General features: G+C 55.4%; 18 protein-coding genes. 4 read left to right on the plus strand and 14 right to left on the minus strand.

Going from position 1 to position 21837, the window contains the following annotated elements:
• Nucleotides 1-13 precede the first annotated feature (13 nt).
• The 5 genes from CBB62_15035 to CBB62_15055 form a co-directional block, all read right to left on the minus strand.
• The gene (locus CBB62_15035; protein ID OUT39671.1) at nt 14-799 is read right to left on the minus strand and encodes a flagellar motor protein MotA; all 786 of its coding nucleotides are present in this window, start codon (nt 797-799) and stop codon (nt 14-16) included.
• A 147-nt stretch (nt 800-946) separates the two neighbouring features.
• A complete protein-coding gene (locus tag CBB62_15040) occupies nt 947-1294 on the minus strand; it encodes a flagellar motor switch protein FliN (GenBank protein OUT39672.1) in 348 nt (115 codons plus the stop codon).
• On the minus strand, nt 1294-2283 hold the full coding sequence (locus tag CBB62_15045) for a hypothetical protein (protein OUT39673.1): 990 nt from the start codon (nt 2281-2283) through the stop codon (nt 1294-1296). Before CBB62_15045 ends, CBB62_15040 begins: the two co-directional genes overlap by 1 nt.
• Before the next feature lie 52 nt (nt 2284-2335).
• Nucleotides 2336-3379 carry a flagellar motor switch protein FliG gene (locus CBB62_15050; GenBank protein OUT39846.1) on the minus strand — a complete coding sequence of 348 codons (1044 nt, stop codon included), beginning with the start codon at nt 3377-3379 and terminating at the stop codon, nt 2336-2338.
• Nucleotides 3380-3479: 100 nt separating this feature from the next.
• Nucleotides 3480-5174, minus strand: a complete 1695-nt coding sequence (locus tag CBB62_15055) for a flagellar M-ring protein FliF (protein OUT39674.1) — start codon at nt 5172-5174, stop codon at nt 3480-3482.
• Nucleotides 5175-5571: 397 nt separating this feature from the next.
• Here CBB62_15055 and CBB62_15060 point away from each other — a divergent pair, with 397 nt between their 5' ends.
• On the plus strand, nt 5572-6207 hold the full coding sequence (locus tag CBB62_15060; protein OUT39675.1) for a hypothetical protein: 636 nt from the start codon (nt 5572-5574) through the stop codon (nt 6205-6207).
• 69 nt (nt 6208-6276) lie between these two features.
• On the opposite strand, the gene CBB62_15065 is transcribed toward CBB62_15060, so the two are convergent.
• The 6 genes from CBB62_15065 to CBB62_15090 form a co-directional block, all read right to left on the minus strand.
• Nucleotides 6277-7485, minus strand: a complete 1209-nt coding sequence (locus CBB62_15065; protein OUT39676.1) for a hypothetical protein — start codon at nt 7483-7485, stop codon at nt 6277-6279.
• Nucleotides 7486-7515: 30 nt separating this feature from the next.
• Nucleotides 7516-9234, minus strand: a complete 1719-nt coding sequence (locus tag CBB62_15070; protein ID OUT39677.1) for a flagellar hook-associated protein FlgK — start codon at nt 9232-9234, stop codon at nt 7516-7518.
• Between the two features lie 195 nt (nt 9235-9429).
• Nucleotides 9430-9879, minus strand: coding sequence for a hypothetical protein (locus tag CBB62_15075; GenBank protein ID OUT39678.1), 450 nt, complete (start codon nt 9877-9879; stop codon nt 9430-9432).
• Complete coding sequence (locus tag CBB62_15080; GenBank protein ID OUT39679.1) at nt 9876-10301, minus strand: hypothetical protein; 426 nt, start codon at nt 10299-10301, stop codon at nt 9876-9878. Before CBB62_15080 ends, CBB62_15075 begins: the two co-directional genes overlap by 4 nt.
• Nucleotides 10302-10409: 108 nt before the next feature.
• Nucleotides 10410-11585, minus strand: a complete 1176-nt coding sequence (locus CBB62_15085) for a hypothetical protein (GenBank protein OUT39680.1) — start codon at nt 11583-11585, stop codon at nt 10410-10412.
• A gap of 177 nt (nt 11586-11762) precedes the next feature.
• Nucleotides 11763-12914 carry a hypothetical protein gene (locus CBB62_15090; protein OUT39681.1) on the minus strand — a complete coding sequence of 384 codons (1152 nt, stop codon included), beginning with the start codon at nt 12912-12914 and terminating at the stop codon, nt 11763-11765.
• Nucleotides 12915-13146: 232 nt separating this feature from the next.
• On the opposite strand from CBB62_15090, the gene CBB62_15095 reads away from it, so the two are divergent.
• From CBB62_15095 to CBB62_15105, 3 genes are all read left to right on the plus strand, one after another.
• Nucleotides 13147-15261 (plus strand): hypothetical protein, encoded by a 2115-nt coding sequence (locus CBB62_15095; protein OUT39682.1) that lies wholly within the window; start codon nt 13147-13149, stop codon nt 15259-15261.
• Nucleotides 15262-15364: 103 nt separating this feature from the next.
• Nucleotides 15365-16036 carry a hypothetical protein gene (locus tag CBB62_15100; GenBank protein OUT39683.1) on the plus strand — a complete coding sequence of 224 codons (672 nt, stop codon included), beginning with the start codon at nt 15365-15367 and terminating at the stop codon, nt 16034-16036.
• Between the two features lie 95 nt (nt 16037-16131).
• The gene (locus tag CBB62_15105) at nt 16132-17460 is read left to right on the plus strand and encodes a UDP-N-acetyl-D-glucosamine dehydrogenase (protein OUT39684.1); all 1329 of its coding nucleotides are present in this window, start codon (nt 16132-16134) and stop codon (nt 17458-17460) included.
• Nucleotides 17461-17693: 233 nt separating this feature from the next.
• On the opposite strand, the gene CBB62_15110 is transcribed toward CBB62_15105, so the two are convergent.
• The 3 genes from CBB62_15110 to CBB62_15120 all read right to left on the minus strand — a co-directional run bounded on the left by CBB62_15110 (nt 17694) and on the right by CBB62_15120 (nt 21834).
• The gene (locus tag CBB62_15110) at nt 17694-19436 is read right to left on the minus strand and encodes a hypothetical protein (GenBank protein ID OUT39685.1); all 1743 of its coding nucleotides are present in this window, start codon (nt 19434-19436) and stop codon (nt 17694-17696) included.
• Nucleotides 19437-19498: 62 nt separating this feature from the next.
• Nucleotides 19499-20308: a hypothetical protein gene (locus tag CBB62_15115; GenBank protein ID OUT39686.1), complete on the minus strand. Its 810-nt coding sequence runs from the start codon at nt 20306-20308 to the stop codon at nt 19499-19501.
• A gap of 32 nt (nt 20309-20340) precedes the next feature.
• Complete coding sequence (locus CBB62_15120; GenBank protein OUT39687.1) at nt 20341-21834, minus strand: hypothetical protein; 1494 nt, start codon at nt 21832-21834, stop codon at nt 20341-20343.
• Between the last annotated feature and the right edge of the window lie 3 nt (nt 21835-21837).

Genomic DNA, 21837 nt, shown 5'->3' on the forward strand with positions numbered 1-21837 from the left:
CAACAGGCCCGGCTTATTCAAAGTAGCTGATCCGCTTTTCTGGCGGCAGGATCGTATTCAGCAGCATTTCCAGTCGGCGCGGGTTTTCCTGCCGGGCAATCGAGGCCGCACCAACCGCAAAGATGCGCTTGGTCAGGTTGTCCTCATTGGCATTCCGCTCGAGCTTGCCGGCGAGCGGGGTCAGCATCATGGTGCCCAGCACCGCACCGTAGAAGGTGGTCAGAAGTGCGACCGCCATCGCGGGGCCAATGGTCGAGGGGTCTTCAAGGTTTGCCAGCATCTGCACCAGACCAACCAGCGTACCGATCAGGCCCATGGCCGGGGCCACCTCTGCCGATCGCTTGATAATCGAAATCGCCCGCTGGGTGCGGCTGTGATCCGCTTCGATCTCGCTGTTCAGGACCTGCTCGATATCATCACCGGGAATGCCGTCGACAATCAGACCGATCGATTTGAACAGGAACGGGTTGCCGCGCAGGTCGCCGAGACGGCTTTCGAGCGACAGTGGGCCGCTTTTGCGTGCCTGCTCGGACAGTTCAATCATCTGGGTGCCAATGACAACCGGATCACTGACCTTCTTGAAAACCGCATTGTTCAACAGCCGTGGCGTCACCTTCAGTTCGCTGCCTGCAAAGGAAACAGCGGTCACGGCCATCGTGCCGAGTATCACGATCAGGACCGATGGCAGGTTGAAGAATGAGCCGATAGAGCCACCGCTCATAATTGCGCCAACAATAAGGGCAAAGGCGAAAATCAGGCCCAATACGGTTGTTAAATCAATAGTTCTGCGTTCGATCATGATCGGCGTTTGCCCCAGATTTGCCGGTGTCGGGTTCTTGTTGCGCCCAACTCGGTTGACATCGGTTTTGCCAGCTTCAATTCATGCCCCCTCAACTGACGTCAAATCGGGCTGGCGGTGCCACCTCTTGTGGCAGATGCGGATAGTTTACGTGGCCCGGTCGGATTTGATGATCTCAGTCATGGTGACGCCGAGACGATCCTCAACCACCACAACCTCACCACGGGCAACCAGACGGTTGTTCACATAGATGTCGATCGGCTCACCGACCTTGCGGTCGAGTTCCACAACAGCGCCACGACCCAGTTTCAGCAACTGGCTGACCTGCATGGAGGATTTGCCGAGTACAGCGGAAATCTGCACCGGGATATCGTAGATCGCATCGAGTTCCTTGGTCTGGCCGGGATTGCTGCTGCCACCGCTGCCCATATTGTCATCGAGTGCTTTGGTTACGGCATCCAGATCCTGGAGGGCCAGATCGTTTTCATCAGACATTATACGGCTCCTTCATCAACCGGCCGATTGGGATCATCGGTTTCCGGTGGTGCACTATCATCTTGTTGGTCATTACCAGATACATCTTCCTGCACCAATTCTGCGTCCTTGTCTGCGTCTGCAGAAGTGGTAGCCGGTTGATGGCCCAATTCACGGGCAATATGTGACGGTTCTTCCGCTATTTTGGCGGCCAACCAGTCGGGTAAGGTGGAAAAATCGGGTTTTTCCGCCGCCGGTGTGTCTTCAACTGCGGTGAAGGCAACGGGTGACGGACCGGGATCGCGAATCAAATCAGCGGCATCCGGGGCCTGATCAGCCTCGTGATGATCGAGGATGCTGTCGGCTGCTGCCGTGGCCAGCGCTTGTTCGGCGGCCTGTTCCACGGCCTTCCAGATACGGTCAACCAGCATGTTGGCCCCGCCATCGGCCCAGCTCGCCCGACAATCGCTTGGCCCCAGCGTCTTGTCCTCGACAATCTTGACCCGCTCGGTCAGACCGCGGGACACCAGCATGTCATTGAGGTCATTGCGGACGGTATTGGCCGTGCCGACCGGGACGGCGATCAGGATTTCCCGCTCATCGGAATGGTCATTCAATACATCGCGGGCGAAGCGGCCCAGCTGTTCGATCTTTCCCTGTTCAACCAGCACGGGAAACAGCCGGCGTGCCACGACCATGGCGCCGTCAATGATCTGGCGTTCGAGATTGCGGCGCTCATTGCTGTCTGTCTGCAGCATGTAGTCAAGCACCCGCGCCATGTGCTGCAGGGCGGCTGAGGTCTGGTCTTGCGCCATGGCCTCAGCGGTCTGCTTGCCAGCGGCGATACCCTGTTCAAAGGCTTCCTCGCGGGCACGGCGCAGCTCATCCAGCGTCACACCCGGCGGGGGTGGCACTTCCGGCTCGGCCTGTTCCGCAGTCTCCTGGTCAGGCTCAAGGTCGTCCTCGATCGGTGGATCGAAGATGGCATTGTCGAACATGAACTTTTTCATATTGCTCACGAGATGCCCGGTCCTGTTCCTGTGCCCATAGCCATATTCATCATCAATACAGCAACTGATCGTCGCCCTTGCCATCGGCAATGACGATTTCGCCCTTGTCCGCCAGTTCCTTGGCGGTATTGACGAGAAGCTGCTGGGCGTCGTCCACATCGCGGACACGTACCGGGCCCATCGCCTGCATGTCCTCGCGCAGGATCTTGGCCGCGCGTTCGGACATGTTCGAGAAGAACAGGTCGCGCAGGGTTTCGCTCGCACCTTTCATCGCCAGTGCCAGTTTGGTCTTGTCGACGGTACGGATAAGCGCCTGGGCACCAGCCGGATCGAGATTGCCAAGATCCTCGAAGGTGAACATGAGCGCCTTGATGCGCTCGGCGCTGTCGCGGTTGCGTTCCTCGAGGGCACCGAGGAAGCGGGCCTCGGAGGCGCGGTCGAGGAAGTTGAAGATATCGGCCATCATCTCGTGGCTGTCACGGCGGGTCGCGCGGGCCAGGTTCGACATGAACTCGTTGCGCAGGGTGCGCTCGACATCGTCGAGAACCTCTTTCTGGACGTTCTCCATGCGCAGCATCCGCATGATGACTTCCATGGCGAAGCTCTCGGGCAGCAGTGCGATAACCCGCGCGGCGTTGTCCGGGCGGATTTTCGAGAGCACGACGGCAACGGTCTGCGGATACTCGTTCTTCAGGTAGTTGGCGAGGACCTGCTCGTTCACGTTGCTCAGCTTGTCCCACATGGTACGACCGGCAGGACCGCGAATTTCCTCCATGATCGAGGAAACCTTGTCCGCGCCCAGTACCTTGGTCAGCAGGCGTTCGGTGCTGTCGATGGTGCCGACGAGAGAACCGGTATCGGAGATTTTCTCGGCAAACTCCATATAGAGTTTCTCGACCTGACTGGCATGGATCGAGCCGAGATTGGCCATCACCTGCGACAGCTCCTTGATCTCCTCATCATCCATATAGGAGAGCAGGGTAGCCGTATGCTCGTCACTCAAGGACAGCGTCAGAACGGCAGCCTTCTCCGGGCCGGACAGTTCCTTGACCTGTTCCTTTGGTGTGCCGTCTTCATTCAGTGCGACTTCGGACATCTCGACGCCTTCATTCAACTTTGGCTGACAACCGATGTGTCAGCCCGATTTTTCTCACATTGCCATCCACTCAGGCTAACCCAGGCGGACGATAATATCCTCAAGATTCCCGTCCCTCGTACAGCCAGTTGCGCAGGATCGCGACGGCTTCCTCAGGGTGTTTCTCGACAATCTCGCCAATCTTGCGCAACGACGAGGCGCGAACACGCCCCTCGACCTGCGAGATATTGATCATCTGTTCAAGCTGGCTCTCGACATCGCCGAGATCGCCATCCTCGCCACCGGGGCCGGTCAGGGCCTGCATATCGCCGGACTGATCGGTCAGCAGGCCGATATCATCCGGTCCGCCAGCGGTTGCCGTGGCCGGGGTCAGCAGGCGATTGACCATCGGGCGGACAATCAGCAACAGCACCAGCACCGCAACCAGCGCCAGGATCAGAATTTCGCTCAGACGACGCAGCTCGACGATCGGAATACCGAACAGCTTGCCGGCATCCGGATCGGGGAACAGCAGCGGATCACGCTCGAATTGCAGGTTCTCAACGACGATGCTGTCGCCACGTTCCTGGCTGAAGCCAACCGCTGCCTGGGCCAGACGGCCAAGGGCATCGAGTTCATCCTGTGTCCGGGGCTGGTAGACCTGATTGCCATCGGCATCGGTGACATAGGTGCCGTCAACCAGTACCGAGATGTTCAGACGGCGTATCTGGCCGACCTGACGGACCACCATGCGTTCGGTGCGTGGCACCTCGCGGTTGGTGGTGACTTCCTCACGGCTCTCACGGGTGAAGGCTGAGGCATTCGGACCGGCAAGCGGATCGGCATTCGGAATATTCTCCTCAACCGTTACCGGCTCCGGGCCTTCAAATTCATTGCTCTCGCGGCTTTCCACCACTTCCTGATCACTGGCAACGAAGATATTCTCGGTGTCGAAAATCACTTCGTTCTCGGTCACCCGGTCAAAATCCATATCAGCCGAGAGCTGGATACGGGCATTGCCGACACCTACCTTCGGGAAGATCACGTCCTCGATCTTGTTGATCAGTTCCCGCTCACGGGCACGGCGGCGATCTTCGGTCTCGCTCATCACACCGGCGAGGCTGTTCTCATCGCTCGGGCTGGCCAGCATCTGGCCCTTGCTGTCGCTGACGGCAACCTGGCCGGGATCGAGATCAGGGATCGAGAAGGCGACAACCTGCTGGATGGCGGAAATGGCTTCGCGGTCAAGCTGGGCGCCCTGTTCCAGTTCGAGGAACACGCTGGCGCGCGGCTGCTGGCGATCGCGTTCGAAGATACGGCGCTGGGGTAGCACCAGATGGACACGGGTGCGGCGCACATCATCCATGGAGGCGATGGTCATTTCCAGCTCACCCTGCAGGGCGCGCACTTCGTTGATGTTCAGAACCTTGGTGGTCACACCGAGGCCGGGTGGATCGTCGAACAGCTGGCTGAAGCCAACGGAACCACCGGTCGGCAGGCCATTCTGGGCCAGCTGCATGCGCAGCCTGCCGACCTGATCATTCGGCACGGAAATCCGGCGACCGTCGACGCTGATCTTGTACGGCACATTGGTGGCATCGAGCTGTTGGGTGATTGCCCCGGCATCTGCGGCCTGCAGGTCATCAAACAGCAGCGAAAACTCCGGCGTGGCGAGACGCGTGGAGATATAGATGAAGAAAATCAGCAATCCGACAGAGATGCCGGTCAGCACCGCGATGCGTGGCAGACCAAGATTGCGTATGGTTTCCAAAAAATTATTCACGTTCGATCCCGCCCTCACACGTATCTGACAAATCTATCTTGCAAACGTTGTGCCGACTTGGGTGCGTTATTGCAGGCAAATGCCCGCAAAATTACAATTCACATAGCATAGGCGGCATTTTTTGCCTAGCGCGGTCAAGTGAAAAGCAAGGGAAATCCTGACTTTGCGCCTGCTGTGCTCTCTGCGTCGCGAAAAACTCGATTCCCTGCGAGTCGAAATTCCAAATGCGACGGGCGTCTGAGCTTCTCGCAATCGGAAGCTCCAGTCAGCTTGATCGACAGGATGCTGAATCCAGCCATGAGTCGCAAGCGTTATGTGTTCCGCCCAACCGACATTGCCGATTGGTTATAATGTTATCGAAAACCGCGGTTTCATTGACGAAACGCCATAGAGATACTATTTTAAAAAGAACAGAAAGTGGAGAGCGTCAATGAGTGATGGTCTGAATATCAGTGCGGCAGCGACTTTTCGCCCGCCGGAGCCAAGCAGCAACCAGAGTCGGCTGTCGACAACGACACAGCAGGTCGACAACACAGTCGTGGATCTGGCCGATGCCACCTATATCAGCCCGGTGGCTGAGCTTGATGTGGATACCAGTCTGGTCCTGTATCGGTTCCGTGACACGGCAACCGGCGATGTGACCCGACAGTTTCCATCTGATGGGCGGATTGCTTCCTATCAGAATGGTACGGCGATTTCGCCAACCGAGCTTTCTAGCTTCTTTGCCAACGTGGCACCATCCGATGGTTCTGCGGCAGCAGAGCAGAATGCCAATGCGGTTGAGCAACTCCAGACAGCGCCGGAACTGGCCCAGATCGCCCCGACTACGGTTGAGGCGGATACAAGCGTTGCCACAGCTGGTCCTGAAGCGCCGACAGCGTCAGATATCAGTGGCCCGTCTGTCGCGACGGATACCACAACAACCAGCGCAGTACCTGAGGCACCTGTGACCCAAACCGTGGTCAGTGGCCAGCCAGCAAACGGGGTCAGCGATGTAACCGATACCGGCACTGACGCCAGTGCGGTCGGTGAGGGCGAGATCAGAACCCTGGCGACCAGCAGCTAGATCAGTCTGAAACAGACAAAGAAAAACGGAGCCGATCGGCTCCGTTTTTTTATGGCTTGTTGCCAGCGTTTATAGATAGCTGCTGAGGCGCAGATTGCGAAGCTGGCCAATAATCGAATAGGAGGCTTCCAGCTGCGCCTGACGCTGGAACAGGTCGGTTGCGACCTTTGCCGGATCGACATCCTCGACCTCAGAGAGAGAAATCTCGGTAAAGGTCTGAATTTCGATATTCCGTTCTTCCTGGCGGGCGACAAAAGCCTGTGTCTCACCAAGTTTCAGAACTTCAGTCTGCAGCTTTTCCTGCCCTTGCTTGAGCAGCGCCAGACCCCGGTTATAGACTTCAATCACATCAGTCTGGTTGGTTTCGTTGATTGCGCCACCTGTTGGTTGCAGGAGAGCAAACAGACTTAGGCCTTTGAGTACATCTTCAAAGCCGCTGGTGGTGGTTGATGCCGGATCAACGATGACCGAATTATAGGTAACGCTGACATTCTCGGATACTTCGGCATTCAGATAAACCGAGCCGGTACCGGAAGCATTGATATCACCATTGTACCATGAGCTGGAATTGGCTGGTACACCGGCATTTGGCGTAGCTGCATCAGCCGCGGCAAGACCGCCCGGCAGACCATCCGGCACCGGGGAACTGCCATCGAAGATATAGTCGAGGCGCTTCATCACCCGATCTGCGCCAGCAACGGCAGGACCAGCACCAGCATCAATGCCAACATTGGTAACGCCGGTAGCCGGATCACTCAGCAGGCTGAAGTAATTATCAACGCCTGCATCAGGCACGGCAGCATCGTCGAAGAAACCGAAAACCGGAGGGCGTTCTTCACCAGCAATGACATTGGCACCGGTGGTGCCCCGACCGCCAAAGATATAGCGTCCGTCATATTGGGTATTCATCAGGCCAATGGCCTCACGAACATACGCTTCGAAGGTATTGTTGATCAGGGCAAAATTCGGATCAGCGCCATTCAATTCCTGCGTCAGGTCAACAATGGCATCGTTCAGGGTATCATCGAGCGCATTCAGCGTATTGACCTGACTTTGCAGGATAAGATTGGTGCGGCTGATTGAGACTTCGTACCGGCTGTAGGTTGTCAGCGTGGAGCGAAACTCAAGAGACTTGCGGGCACTGATCCCGAGACCGGAAAAGCGATCGGTCTTTTTACCGGTTCCTGATTGCCAGACGAGTTGATCGATATCCCGTTGCAGACGCCCGAGATTGGTCTGGAGATTTTTGGTTTGTAGCGAAGTGGACAGGATAGACATCTTCTGATGCTCCTTTATTCAAAATCTACGTTAAACAACGGACAGCAAGTCATCAAACAACTGTCGGATCGTCGTTATAATCTGGCTTGAGGCGGTATAGGCAGCCTCAATCTCAATCAATCGAGCCAGTTCTTGGTCGATATTAACCCCGGTCGTGCCGAGCAGCTCATTTTCTACCTGTTCCTGAATGTAGCTCTCGGAATCCAGTCTCTGATTTATACCATCCAGCTGGTTGGCCTGAAAGGCTACAATCGAGTTTGTGTAACTCTCCACAGAGCTGCGGTTTTCCAGACGGGTAGACAAGCCATCATTGGCACCGACACCTCTGGTACGATAACCGAACTGTGCCGGGCCACCGGCACCAAACAGTGCCGCGTTGGACATGTCAGTGCTGCTGGCCAGAAAGACCTCGTCAATTACCCGCTGGATCAGCGAGCCATCTGAATCAAGAAACTGCGGATCGCCGGTTATCGGGTCCGGGTTGCCTTCACCCGCATCAAGGAAGAATGTGCCCTGACGAACCAGAAACTGGTTGTTGAGGAAGGCGGCATTGACCTGAATACGACCGGCAAGACCAACATCCTGATTGTCGACAAGGGCGGCTGCGGCGAAGTCAAATTCATTGAAGGCCGGCGGCGGCAGGGCATTACCGGCAACCGCAGCATCGGCATAAGCCGTTGCCGAGCCGAGGGGAATACCCAGCGCAGTATCGCCGGGATCGACAAACAGCTCGTAGATCGACCGATCAAGAGGCGCATCGGCGTTCACATCGCGGATAGCGCCGAAACGGACCATCAGGTTGGTTGCCAGCTCATCAAGCTGTGCTTGCGCCTGAGGCAGAATTTCGTCTCGAACTTCAATTAGACCACCAAGCTTGCCACCACTGAAGGATGAGGTGACATCGATATCCGGACCGCCGCCCGGCACGTCGATAATAATGCCGCCGAGCAGACCACTACCGGCACCCGGAGCAGGGATGGCCGGATCATAATAGGATTGCGGTGTGACGTTGCGGCGGGTGAAGGTCAGCTCGAAGGGCTGCTTTTCAAGCAAGGTCTTGCCATCGGTCAGGGAGATAATCATCCGACCGTTGGTTTCCTCATAATAGCTGATGTCGATCTCTTCACTGAGGCTGTTGACCAGCGCATCACGCTTGTCCTTGAGGTCGCTGGAATCCCCGCCACCAGCCTGAACCAGTACGATCTCATCGCTGAGCAGGTGAATATCGGAGACCAGCTCATTGACCGTGTCGACGGTTTCCTCGATCGAGAGCTCGGCCTGACGCCGTTCCTCCTGAATCAGATCGGTCATCTGGTTCAGCTCTTCGGTAAAGCGCTGGGCGGTTTGCAGTACCTGCAGGTGGAGAAGATTATCCTCAGGCTCAAGTGCGGCCTGCCGGAACGCATCCTCAAGCTCGCCAAGCAGCGCGCCGATGGAGTTCTCGTCTGACGGGTTGCCAAAAGCGACCTCTACCCGGGAAAGGCTGACACTTGTCTGCTCAAGCGATGTGGTCACTGAGTTCTGAAAACGGGACTGCCGCAACAGCTCTACCGGCACAAACCGGTCGACACCATTGCCGTAGACGCCACCACCCTGGGTGCCATAGACGATGCTGCTGCGCGAGAGCACCTTCTTGGTATAGCCGGGCGTCTCTACGTTCGCGATGTTGCGCGCAACGACATCGAGATCACGGGAATTTACATACAGCGAGGTATTTGCCGCATAGAGCGCTGTTGTAAGGCCTGCCATTCTTGCTTCTCCAAATCATAGCAAAACACTGATTATGTCACTGCAAGAACCGGGCCATAATTCAAATGGCAGTTTGCCGGGATTTTTTATCTGGAGGCGGATCAGAAGTCGGGAAAGAGCCCGGCAAATTGGACCATGCAGGCAAAAAATGCCGCCAACTCTCTGTCGGGCAAGGGGCGGTTCGTGCGGTCGGGTCTATGCCTGACTGTCAACCGATTGCTGTGGCATGACGGGAGCGCCCTGACTGGCATCGGGCATTGGTGCACTTGCCATGGATCGCGGGCGCAATCCTTCAATGATCTGCTGGTTGATATCAATCAGCGCTTCAAGATCGGCATCGCCATTCATGACCGCCTGTGTCTCACGCTCGACAAACAGGGAGAGGCTGATCAGCTGGGCTTTCAGCTCCTTGGGAAGCTGGTTACCGGCATCAAGCAGGTCAACCCGGAAGACCGACCAGACATTGTTGTTCCAGAGCACAGCATCAACCAGCATTTTCTTATGATCGGCATTGGAGTTTGCCGTTGCGAAATGCTGGTCTGCCTTGACCAGTGCAGCCGTTACCTGGCCCAGCAGGCGGTACTCAATATCCCGGGGATTTTGGGTCGCATTCTGGTTTTGTTGATAGGCTGCATAGTTGCTCATGCCGAGGAGTTCCTCTCTTCCAAGTCGGTTTGGTTCAGACTAAGCAATTCTGATTCCAATTTCATCACAGCCCGACAGGTTTTTAAAGCGCGATAAAATTCATTCTCACCAACATCCACATGAATCAGCGCCAGCGACTTTTTCAACTCGGGCAACGATGTGGTTGTCATCAGGTCCATCATGAAGCCCATATAGCGATCCATGTAGTCTGCTTTGTTCTGTGGATCGAGATACATCAGCATGATCATGAAGTAGACGCGCTTGGCAGGCGTGTTGGCGTCGCTTTCCTGCATGATATCCTTGGCCCTCAGCAGGGCAGCCTTATTGTGCAAAACCAGTGTTGCACCATTTTCGCCAGCAGTGATTACCGCGCCATTAATGACGACTTTTTCGCTGGGCTTCAGGCGGACTTTCAGGGGCATGGGTTACATCGTATGCAAATGGGAAGGGGCAGGCAATTTCAGTTTAGCGCAAAAAAAACAGGCGGGGAAATAATCCCCGCCTGAATTTCTGTGTAATTTGCGTCAGTCTTATTGGAACAGGCTGAGCAGAATGGTTGGCTTCTGGTTCGCAATCGCCAGGGTCTGTACTGACAGCTGCTGTTTGGTTTGCAGAGCCTGCAAGCGAGCAGATTCGCGAGCCAGATCCGCATCGACCAGAGCGCCAAGACCTTCTTCAACCGCATCCGAAATGGAGGTGTTGAAGTCAACCTGGAACTCAATAGACCGGTTATCCGCGCCAAGGTTACCCAGAGCAGCCGCAACTTCCTGCTCGAAGAATGCCAGAGCAGAGTTGAAGACGGTTTCAGTACTGGTTTCAAAGGCGTTCGCGTTGGTATCTGCGGCAAATGCAGTAGCATCACGCAGACCGTTGGAGTCCAGATCGGCAAGTGCAGCCTGTGCGATACGGGCACCGACATAACGACGTGCGACAAGGGCTCCGGTACCTTCGGCATTCGATGCCACACCAGTTGCCGATGCAGTGGAGGTAATGCTGTTGGCACCAAAGTCAGCAGCATCAAGACCATCGTCCTTGTTGATGGCGGCAGTGCTGTTTGTGGTAACGAAGGCAACACGAGCAAGAGCCTGGAAGGCATCAACCGTGTCAGTAGCGGCAGCGCCAGCACCGATCAAAAGGTCATTTGCCCGAATGGTTAACTGCTCACCGTTCACAGAACGGATCACTTGCGCATCAGAAGCGGAGGTAAAGCTACCGAACACGCCGATGTTGCCACCGTTAGCGTAAGTACCGTTGTCACTGCTGATGAGGTTACGCCCATTATACTCAGCACCCTCAAGGAAGCTGCGGAGTTGTTTGAACTGCTCGACCAGATCGCCAGTGTAGATTTCGCGTTGATCCTGAGAGATAGCTTCGTCAGAAAGCTGGGTCAGTTTGCCACGGATATCGGCGAGCAGGTTGGAAACCTGAGTCGCACCACTGATAGCAACACTGGTAAGACCTTTAGCACCTGACAGTGCACCCTTAACGGCTTCATAACCTTTAAGGTCGCCCCGGATACCCTGAGCAACAGAGAATACGGAAGCATCTTCTTGAGCGGAGCTGACACGAAGACCAGTTGAAACGCGATTTTGAACAGCTTCAAGATCACGGTTAACTGAGTTGAGGTTGCGCAGTGCAACCAGAGCACCAACGTTTGTGTTGATGGAGTTTTGTACAGTCATTAGTTGTCTCCCTTCTGGCGACATGTTGAACACGGTTCTACCGATGTGGCTATAAAACCAGAAGGAACGGTTTTTGGCAACTTTTTATCAAGGAATCTGAATCATTCCTTACCTTTTGCCGGTGGTTGTCAGCAGGCAAAAACAAGCGGCCACACCGATGGCATGGCCGCTTGATAGTTGATTTTAAAAAGATTCTGCTAATTAGCCGAACAGGGCCAGCATGGTGGTTGGTTGCTGGTTGGCGATGGCCAGAGACTGGATCGCCAGTTGCTGTTTGGTTTGCAGGGACTGCAGTCGGGCCGACTCACGTGCCAGATCAGCATCCACCAGCTGGCCGAGGCCTTCCTTGGTAGCGTCTTCGATGGCTTCGGTGAACTCCACCTGGAATTCGATCGAGCGGTTGTCCGCACCGAGATTGCCAAGAGCCTGGCTGACTTCACGCTCGAACAGGGCGAAGGAGCTGTTGAAGACTGAGTCGCCACCGGTGGTGTCCGTATCAGAGTCGAAGAAGACATCGGTTTGACGAGTGCCATCAGCCTGAACGTCTGCCAGCGCTGCCTGTGCCATACGGGCGTTAACAACACTGCGCGCCGTGAAGCTGTTACCGGTCGTGTCGGCACCATTGGTGGCAACAGTATCATTGCCAACCTGACCGGTGGCACCGCCATTGGTGTTATCGGTCGAGTAGACAATACGGGCAAAAGCAACAAAGCCGGTAGTACCGCTGGTACCGCTTGAGCCAAGCATGAGGTCATTGGAGCGGATGGTCAGGCTGCCGCCATTGATATCCTTAATGGTGCTGACAGACTGGGCAGCGCCGTAGTTGCTGTAGTCGTCACCATTGGTGCCCTGATCGCCAGCCAGAATGTTGCGGCCATTGTATTCAGCGCCCTCAAGGAAGCTGCGGAGCTGATCAACCTGCGCGCGAAGATCCCCGGTGTAGATTTCACGCTGATCGCCGGACAGGCTTTCATCGGCAAGCTGGGACAGCTTGCTGCGAATGTCGCCCATCAGGCTGGAGACCGAAGTCGCTGCTGTCGAGGCAACACTGATGATGCCCTTGGAGCCGGCCAGAGAGCTTTTGACGGCCTCATAGCCTTTCAGTTGACCGCGAATGCCCTGTGCTACGGAAAATGCGGAAGCATCATCCTTGGCGCTGCTGATACGCAGTCCGGTTGAAACACGGTTTTGTACGGAACTGAGGTCACGACCGATGGCGCTGAGATTCTTCAGCGCAACCATCGCGCCGACATTGGTATTGATAGAGTTTTGAAGTGACATGACCGATATCCTTTCTGGGTTGGTCAGTGAAGTACCGGCCCACGGCGTTTTGCCTGTCGGGCCGCAACGCATGTCACGAGTCTCCGGCGTTGCCCTTTCTGGGCTTCCGCATAGCCCCCGTGCGGGCGTTGCCAGATCAGATATCGGCGAATTTGGATAAGAACTGCTTAATGGGACGTGCTAAATTTGCACGACCCGATCCCAAGAAAGCGGGAAACCTTATTAGGCACTGGATTCAATCATCGCTGTGGTAAGGCTTTTCCTGTCCAGTTGAAGTCTTACCGGTATCCAGCGGAGTGAAATTTTGTCCAGCAAGATTGATGAACAGGTTAAGTCGATCCATCAGCGCGCCCTCAAATGTCTGGAGAACGGTCAACCGGCTAAGGCGGTGAAGCTTTTCAGAACAGCCATCAAGCTCAGCCCGCATAATGCTCCGCTGATGTGTAATCTTGGCTACGCGTTACTCAAGAATGAGCAATATCAGGAAGCGCTGAACTGGTTTGATTTTGCGCTCGCTGCCCAACCGGGCTGGAATATCGCGCTCTATAATCGGGGATTGGCGCTCTACAATCTGGAGCGTTTCGACGAAGCCAAGGCAGCCTTCGAGGAAGGGGTCAAGGCCCAGCCTGACCATGTGGATGCCAAGGTCAATCTGGCCGCGATCCACATGGAAGCACATGAGTTTGATGAAGCGCTCGCCGTACTGGATGAGATATTGGCCGACAATCCGGACAATACCAGTGTCCTGATTACCAAGGCGCATGTCTATGGGTTGAAAAAGGAACCGTTAAGAGCGCTCGAAGTAATAAACAGGATTGATGAGAGCGCCGGTATTGATGATCCGAACTATTATATTGTGGCTGCTTCGGCATATTTTGATACCGGGCAGGGATACCGGTCTTATGCCTTGTTGCAGCAGGCGTTCGCGCTCGGGGGCTTGAGCACCACAAACAAGATGACCGCCGCGCAGCTTTTGATGACGTTGCGTAAATCGGCGCAATGCGTCGAGCTATGTGACGAAGTAATCGAAGCTGAGCCAGACAACTATGATGCGTATCGTATCAAGGGGACGGCGCTTACCGGCATGGGGGCAATTGAAGATGCGGTTGATGCGGCCCTCAAATGTCATGAGATGGAACCCGAGTATCTGGCTAATTATGTCAGCCTTATCTTTGGCATGAACTACCTAGATCCCCCGAAACCGGAAGTCATGGGCAGGATTACCAGAGATTATGAGACTTATGCCGGGCGCAAGATGGCCGCGATGCAGGCATACCATTATAGCGGTAGTCTGGATCCGGACAAAAAGCTGCGGGTGGGGTTCGTTTCCCCGGACCTTCGTGAACATTCATGTAGTTTCTTTATTGAAAGCGTTTTTGCCGGACTGGACCGGGACAAGTTTGAAGTTATCGCCATTCCCCGCAGGTTGGGCAAAGATCCACGAGCAACGCTATTGCGTCGTTTGTCCGATGCCTGGGTCCCGCTGCTGACCAATATATGGGAGGACATCACGGATACGCTTCGATCTCTTGAGTTGGATGTTGCCTTCGACCTTGCCGGACACACATCCTACCATTCCATTCCGGCATTTATCAGCCGTGTTGCCCCGGTGCAGATAAATTGGCTCGGCTATCCCAACACGACCGGTATCAGGAATATGGACTATCGGATTGTGGATCATTTTACCGATCCGGTCAGTGCCGATCGTTCGATCTATACCGAGGAGCTCGTCCGCATGGACCGATGCTTCCTGTGTTATTCGCCTCCAGCGGACCATCCTCAAGTTGAGGACAAGGCCGGTCGGGACAAGATTGTTTTTGGATCATTCAATTCGATTTCGAAAGTAAACCCGAGAGTGATGCAACTCTGGGTGCAGATATTGAGACGTGTGCCCGGCTCAACGCTGGTGATCAAGGCATTGCAGTTTGGCGAGGAAAGCATGATTGAGAATGCGCGCCAGCAACTGATCACACACGGGGTTGATCCGGACCGGTTGCAGGTATTTGGGGCCATGCCGAATACTTTTGATCACCTTAACCTATATAATGAGATCGATATTGGTCTTGATCCGTTTCCCTATAACGGCACCACGACAAGCTGTGAGGCAATGTTGATGGGCATACCGGTGGTGAGTATGTGCGGTGAGGTACATTCGGCCCGTGTGGGATTGTCCCTGATGAACGCTGTCGGTCTGGGTGAACTGGTTGCTGGAAGCCCGGATGATTATATCAATCTGGCGACGGAGCTTGCGCTTGATGTACCGCGTTTGCGCAACCTGCAATCAGGCATGCGGGACAGGCTGCTGTCCTCATCTCTGATGGATAGGGATGATTTCAACAGCCATTTTGCGGCATCAGTCCGTTCAATGTGGCGCTCATATTGCGAGACTGGAAAATCAGCAGGTGAGCAGCGCCCTTAGTCGTTGCTATCATGGTGCGAATTTTGCAAGCTGCTTGAGCAGGGCTCCCCGATATGTACATCATGATTCTCATGAACAGGTGTCTTGGCCTTAAGGAATTACAATGATCGACAAGTCAAAAGAAGCGACAGCCGCGCAGTTGGAAAAAAAGAAGGCTGAAGATTTGCCGGATATGCAGGTATCGGGAACGGTTCTGGATGCCTATGTTGAGCATATGGATAACGCGGAACAGGCCATCGGGGAAAAGAACCTGCCTCGGGCTATTATCGAGTTTGAAGCTGCCTCGCTGCTGCGTCCGAATATGTCCCACCCATATCTGATGCTGGGACAGATCATGAAGCAGAATGGCAATATGATGGAGGCTTTGAGGAACTACGAGAAAGCCTACGATCTGCAGCCGAATAACCTTACGGTTTTGAGCAATCTGGCGGAAGTAATGTTCGAGCTTGGCGATAATGAGGCTGCCAAGGGCATTGCCTGTGATGCTATTGCCATTGATGATAGTTTTGTGCCCGCGATCGCCCTGCTGGCGACGGTTCTGGGCATCGAGGGGGATACTGATCAGGCAACTGAACTGTTGAGATGCGCGATTGAGGAACAGCCCGAGGAAGCATCTCTCTGGCATGCTCTGGCTCAGCTGTGCAAACGGCAGGGTGATTTCGAGAATGCTGATATTTTCTTTCAGGAAGCCCTGCGTTTCAACCCTACTTCCAAGAGCATTCAGGCAGGTTACACCGAGATGCGGGAAGGGATGTCCTCCGGTATGCTGAATTAGGTTAGCGCACGGGTTTTGTCTCATGCTAGACAGGCCCGGGTTTTCCTGAATGTCCGTTATCGGGCATTTGCTGTTTCGCATCAGATCGTTTTGTCATGACAAGCATTGCAACCCTCCAGCAGCGGCTGGAGGCGAAATCCGCCACTATCGGGGTAATCGGGCTGGGCTATGTGGGCCTGCCGCTGGTGAAGGCCTTTGCCGAGCAGGGGATCAGGGTTATCGGCTTCGATATCAACCAGTCACTGGTTGATGATCTGAACCGCGGGCACTCGATTATCGACCGGGTTGGCAATGATGCCCTGCAGGGCTTTATCGACGGCAAGCTGTTCCATGCGACCACTGATTTTGCCGAGCTGGTCAATGCTGATGTCATCAATATCTGCGTGCCAACGCCGCTCGACCGTCATCAGCAACCGGATCTGAGTCATGTGGAAGCAACCGGTCAGTCGATTGCCAAACATCTGCGCAAGGGGCAACTGGTTGTGTTTCAATCAACCAGCTATCCGGGTACCACGGCAGAAGTGCTGAAGCCGCTGTTCGATGCAACCGGTCTCGAATGCGGCACCGATTACCTGCTGGCCTTCTCGCCCGAGCGTGAGGACCCCGGCAACCCGACCCATCATTTTGGCAATACGCCCAAGGTGATCGGTGCCGATGACCCGGCCTCACGCGCCGCCGCGGCTGCATTGTTCGAGCCGCTGGTGCCATCGGTCAAGATTGTCTCCAGCACCCGCGCGGCAGAAGCGGTCAAGCTGACCGAGAATATCTTCCGCAGCGTCAATATCGCCCTGATCAATGAGCTGAAGGTGATCTATCAGCGCATGGGGATCGATATCTGGGAAGTGATCGAAGGGGCCAAGACCAAACCGTTCGGGTTCATGCCGTTCTATCCCGGTCCGGGGCTTGGCGGGCACTGTATTCCGATTGATCCGTTCTATCTGACCTACAAGGCAAAGGAATTTGATATGCCGGCCCGGTTCATTGAACTGGCCGGGGAGATCAATACCGCCATGCCATATTACGTGGTCGATCAGTTAGCACGGGCACTGGAGGCGCGTTCGGCCAAGGTGTTGAATGGTGCCAATGTTCTGGTGATCGGCGCATCCTACAAGAAGAATGTCGGCGATACCCGTGAGAGCCCGGCGCTGAAGCTGCTCGACCTGCTGCATCAACGTGGTGCGGTGGCCCAATACCATGATCCCCATGTGCCGATCCTGCGCACCTTCCGCCATTTTCCAGCGCTTGAGGGCATGGAGAGCGGTGATCTGGAGGCACAGCTCGAGGCGGCCGATGCCGTCATCATCTGCACCGATCACGATGCGGTGGATTATGAGCTGGTCGGTCGCAAGGCCGCGGTCATTCTCGATACCCGTGATGCCATGCGCAAAAAGGGTGTCAGTAGCGACGCGCTGTTTCTGGCCTAGTTCTCAAGGCAAACTTCCAAAAGCAAACGCCGCTGACCATGCCTTTCTGGACTGGTCAACGGCGTTTTTACTTTTGACGGTTACGGGACCGTGAGGGGCGAATGCGAGGGGGAAGCGGTCCTGCAAAAACAACAGACTGAAAACAGCATTAGCCAACTGATTTCTGCCATTGAAAAGGCCGCGAAATACTTCCCGGCCTTTTCATGATGTCATACCGTCAAACTGATTACCGGTTATCGGATGTTGAGCAGTTCAGCCAACATCTGGTCGGCGGTGTTGATAACCTTGGTACCGGCAGAATATGCCCGCTGGGTAATGATCAGACGGGAGAACTCATCGGCAAGGTCAACGTTTGACTGTTCAAATGAGCCGCTGAAAACCTGGCCACTACCGTTGACATTGGCCTCCCGGAAGCTGACTTCGCCACTCTCGTTGGTCGAGGTGTAGACGTTCAGGCTCTCGGATTTCAGGCCGTTGTAGTTCGGGAAATCGGCAATGGCGATCTGGTACAGTGGTACGATCTCGTCATTCGAGAACAACACGTTGACCACACCGTTCTCATCGATGCTGTAATCCCGGCGGACACCGAATGATGAGCCGTTCTGGTCGATATCGGTGGTCAGGAACGAAGAATTCAACTGGGTCAGACGATCGATCTGGAACTCGAAATTGCCCGGATCGGAACCGTTGTTGTAGTTGATGCCGTTCAGCGAGATGGCAAGATTGCCATTCGCGTTTGCCGTCGCATTGATCGAGCCGTCAGCATTGAAGTTGATATAACCGATCGAGGCATTGGTGCCGACCTGATCACCGGCGGACAGGGTAACCTGCCACCAACCAAACGGGTTGGCATTGGCGGTGTCGCTGCCCAGCGCCGGGAAGGTGCCATTACCGGAAACGGTATTGTTCGGCGGGTTCGGCGGGCTTGGCAGAACGGTTGCTGCAGTTATGGTACCCGCAGATGGACCTGCGCCAGCAAGGCCGGAGTCAACAGCGGTGAAAAGGGTGGCGCCGCCTGCAGTTTGAATTGGACCAACGGCATCACCTTCGTTGACGGGGACAATAACAAGGGCACCATCTTCACTGAGGCTGGCAGAACCCGCGCCCGCTGCAGGTGCATCGGGCAGGGCTGCGTTGATCCGGTCGATCAATTCACCGACGGTGAGATTGGTAATGCCGGCAGGTAAAGAAACCGTCGTCAATGTTCCGCCGAGGGTAATATCCAAATCCTGTGGTGCACCGGTCGGTGTGCCGCTTGGGTTTAGTTCGGTATCAAGCGTCAGGCCAGTTTGATCGAAGGCAACATTCTCAAGGTTTGGCGGTGCCACCTTGGTCACATCCAAGGTCAGCAGTTGCTCGTTACCAAGACTGTCATAAACCGTGATGATACGGGAGAAGGCTGAACCGCCGGTGCTCAGGTCCGTATCAATCGGGGTTGACGAGTCAAAGTTGATTGCCGGGTCGACAGTGCTGGTCGCATTGTTGAAGCCGGGCAGGAAGTTCAGGTTCACCGGCTCTAGGCTTGAGAGGTTGTCGAAGTTGGTCGGAATATCGCCATTCTCATCAAGGCGCCAGCCATACAGTACGTGACTGCCGATTTCTGATGGCGTCTGGAGATAACCGTCCTCGGTCTCCTCAAAGCGCCCAGCCCGGGTGTAGTAGGGGAACTGGATGCTGTTGGCGACATTCGCCCCAACGACAAACATACCCTCGCCGAGAATACCCATATCCTCTTTGCGACCGGTGGTTTGCAGCAGGCCCTGCTGGTTTACGGTACCAAGGGACGCAGCACGTACACCGCCCGGCTGCAGGATCGAATTGGTATCCGTACCGGTCACCAGATTGGCGAAGGTTGCAATAGACCGTTTGAAACCAGGGGTCTGGTTGTTCGCAATATTGTTCGAAATAATGGTCAGGGATTGGCTCTGCGCATTCAGCGCCGAAACCCCTGTGAATAATGAACCGAAGACGCTCATCGCTACCTCCTAAAAAACAAGCTGCTTTAGCTATTCAAATTACGTGCCAACTTTGTGGCGTTTTAAACCGAGTCGTCAGATTCGCCGTCATCAGCCTCATCACCGGTATCGGTGGCGTCGGTGGACTCGCCATCCCCGATCGTGCCGGTACCAACCTTGCTGTTTGAGTCCGGATATTCGGCAGAAAATACCTGGCTGAGCGGCACAATTGATTCCCCCATGGCCAGATAGGTTTCGCCGTTACGGGTCTCGATCCCGGTCACCCGGCTGCTGACGCCAAGTTCGACCGAAACGGAATCCTTTTGATTGATTGGCACCACATCGAGCAGCAGGGTGTAGTTGCCTGCTGTTACCGTCTCGCCGTTATTATCCTTGCCATCCCACTGCACGACAGTCAGGCCGGGCTGTTCACTGACCTTCTCGGTGTAAACCGTTTCACCCTCGGCATCGACGACACGCATGGTTAGGGTCGCGACCTCGTCGCTGAGGTCATAGACGAAGCGGTTACCGGTGCCGTCACCTGCATTGTAGAACTGCTGGCCTTCATAGCTGACATCAAGGCCGATATAGCCAAGCGCCTGCTGCAATGAGTTGGCCATGGTGGCATTGATCAACTCATCCAGCTTGTCATTGGATTTGATCTGTTGCTCAACCTGGTTGAACATCACCAACTGGTTGGTAAATTCGGTGGTATCGGTTGGATTGAGCGGATCCTGGTTCTGCAACTGGGTGGTCAACAGGGTCAGGAAGTCGTCAAAGTCCTGCGCAAGAGACGCAGAATCGCCGACCTCCTCGGCAAAGATCTGGCCACTTTGCGAGATTGACGATGATGATGTCGTCGTATTCGGCGTCAGTGTAATTGAATCAGACATATCGGTTCTCCATAACGCGGGTGATCAGGGGATCAGACCCGAACGTCGACTTGATCTTCTGTGATAATTTCAATGGAACCGGACAGATCGACGAGTTCTTCCGCGTCGCTGCCGATGCTGCCATCGGCGGTCCCGTTGTTACTGTTATTGGCCTGGTTGCTGTCGCCATGGGCGTTGCCGCCATCACGGAGCGAAAATTCCAGACCACCGCTTTCCAGCTGGATACCTGCATCCTGCAGGGATTTCTCCAGTGTCCGACTGTCATGGCGGAGCATGTCGAGGGTTTCGGGACGGTCGGCAATCAACTTGCCGCGGACCGATCCTTCCTTGTCGAAGGTCAACTCCACATCAACCGAGCCTAGGGTTGACGGCTGCAACTGGATGCGCAGCTGGGTCTGGCCTTGAGTGACCGCATTCCGCAGATGGACATTCACCTGCATGGTTGCCGGGTTCATGGGCGCGCGGGATGGGGTGCTGGCCGCCAGCATGTTCTGGAAGCTGGCCTGTGTATTATTGAGATTGGCCGCGTTCTGAGCGGCATTGGTCAGGCCGTCCTGATTGCTCGGCGGACCGAACGGGCTGTCACCGAAAGCGCCCTGTCCGGATGAGCGGCCACCGGTATTGCCCGAGTGGACATCAGGGCCATTGACGCTGGCAAGCTGCGCCTGTGCATTCAGATTGATCGGCCCGGTGCCGGCCTGACCATTGGTTGTGGTCGGCGTTACCGGCATTGCGGTTGCGGCCACATCCAGCCCGTCACCGTCTTCCGGTTCGGCGCCTTCCTCGGTGGCGGCGATACGGGCATCACGGGCTTGCAAACGGTCGGCAAGGCGCTTGTCAGCTACCTGACGCTCATGGCCCAAAGAATCCGGATCAAGGGTTTCGCCGTCAGCATCAGCAGCCTGTGTCAGGGAACCGGCTGCTGCCGCCTGTGCATCATCGGCATTGTCACCATCTGAAGCCTCGCCATCGGTCAGCGAAATATCAAGTGAGGTATCAAGCTCTTCCCCAGCGCTGTCTTCGGACAGGGCGCTTTGCAGGATCGCCAGCAGTTCTTCCTCGGTCAGCGGCTCACCGTCATTGGTGCTGACGGCTGTTACCAGCTTCTGCAGGGCGGCAAGGTCTTCCGCCAGACGGTCATAATCGATCAGCTTGAGAATGCCCGGATCAATGTCGCCGAGATCAACCGGCTGGTTATTGGCATTGGCAAATATCTGGTTGTAGAGCAGGGACAGCGGGGTGGTTTCATCAGCCGATGTCACCTGCTGACGGAATGACAGACCGGACGACAAATCCGTCTGGGAAAGAATTGCCGGGGACAGAAACTCGCCCAGCAGCACATTGGTGTCGCCGGAAGCGATCTCGCCAGCTTCTTCCAGTTCGGCAAGCTGGGACTGTAGCAGGCCGAGGAAGTCAGACAGGGCGGCAGCGTCACGCTCACCATTCTGTACTGATTGCGACAATGACCGGAGCGATGCCTGATCGGCACTGCCCAGCATATCCAGTAAATTACCCAGTCCTTGCATAGC

This window comes from Micavibrio sp. TMED2, assembly GCA_002168225.1.
GTDB lineage: Bacteria > Pseudomonadota > Alphaproteobacteria > TMED2 > TMED2 > TMED2.

Excerpts from the sequence above, each read along its gene's own strand:
- CBB62_15035 (OUT39671.1), bottom strand. The coding sequence starts at position 799 with ATGATCGAACGCAGAACTATTGATTTAACAACCGTATTGGGCCTGATT.
- CBB62_15040 (OUT39672.1), bottom strand. The coding sequence starts at position 1,294 with ATGTCTGATGAAAACGATCTGGCCCTCCAGGATCTGGATGCCGTAACC.
- CBB62_15045 (OUT39673.1), bottom strand. The coding sequence starts at position 2,283 with ATGAAAAAGTTCATGTTCGACAATGCCATCTTCGATCCACCGATCGAG.
- CBB62_15050 (OUT39846.1), bottom strand. The coding sequence starts at position 3,379 with ATGTCCGAAGTCGCACTGAATGAAGACGGCACACCAAAGGAACAGGTC.
- CBB62_15060 (OUT39675.1), top strand. The coding sequence starts at position 5,572 with ATGAGTGATGGTCTGAATATCAGTGCGGCAGCGACTTTTCGCCCGCCG.
- CBB62_15065 (OUT39676.1), bottom strand. The coding sequence starts at position 7,485 with ATGTCTATCCTGTCCACTTCGCTACAAACCAAAAATCTCCAGACCAAT.
- CBB62_15070 (OUT39677.1), bottom strand. The coding sequence starts at position 9,234 with ATGGCAGGCCTTACAACAGCGCTCTATGCGGCAAATACCTCGCTGTAT.
- CBB62_15075 (OUT39678.1), bottom strand. The coding sequence starts at position 9,879 with ATGAGCAACTATGCAGCCTATCAACAAAACCAGAATGCGACCCAAAAT.
- CBB62_15080 (OUT39679.1), bottom strand. The coding sequence starts at position 10,301 with ATGCCCCTGAAAGTCCGCCTGAAGCCCAGCGAAAAAGTCGTCATTAAT.
- CBB62_15085 (OUT39680.1), bottom strand. The coding sequence starts at position 11,585 with ATGTCGCCAGAAGGGAGACAACTAATGACTGTACAAAACTCCATCAAC.
- CBB62_15090 (OUT39681.1), bottom strand. The coding sequence starts at position 12,914 with ATGCGTTGCGGCCCGACAGGCAAAACGCCGTGGGCCGGTACTTCACTG.
- CBB62_15100 (OUT39683.1), top strand. The coding sequence starts at position 15,365 with ATGATCGACAAGTCAAAAGAAGCGACAGCCGCGCAGTTGGAAAAAAAG.
- CBB62_15105 (OUT39684.1), top strand. The coding sequence starts at position 16,132 with ATGACAAGCATTGCAACCCTCCAGCAGCGGCTGGAGGCGAAATCCGCC.
- CBB62_15110 (OUT39685.1), bottom strand. The coding sequence starts at position 19,436 with ATGAGCGTCTTCGGTTCATTATTCACAGGGGTTTCGGCGCTGAATGCG.
- CBB62_15115 (OUT39686.1), bottom strand. The coding sequence starts at position 20,308 with ATGTCTGATTCAATTACACTGACGCCGAATACGACGACATCATCATCG.
- CBB62_15120 (OUT39687.1), bottom strand. The coding sequence starts at position 21,834 with ATGCAAGGACTGGGTAATTTACTGGATATGCTGGGCAGTGCCGATCAG.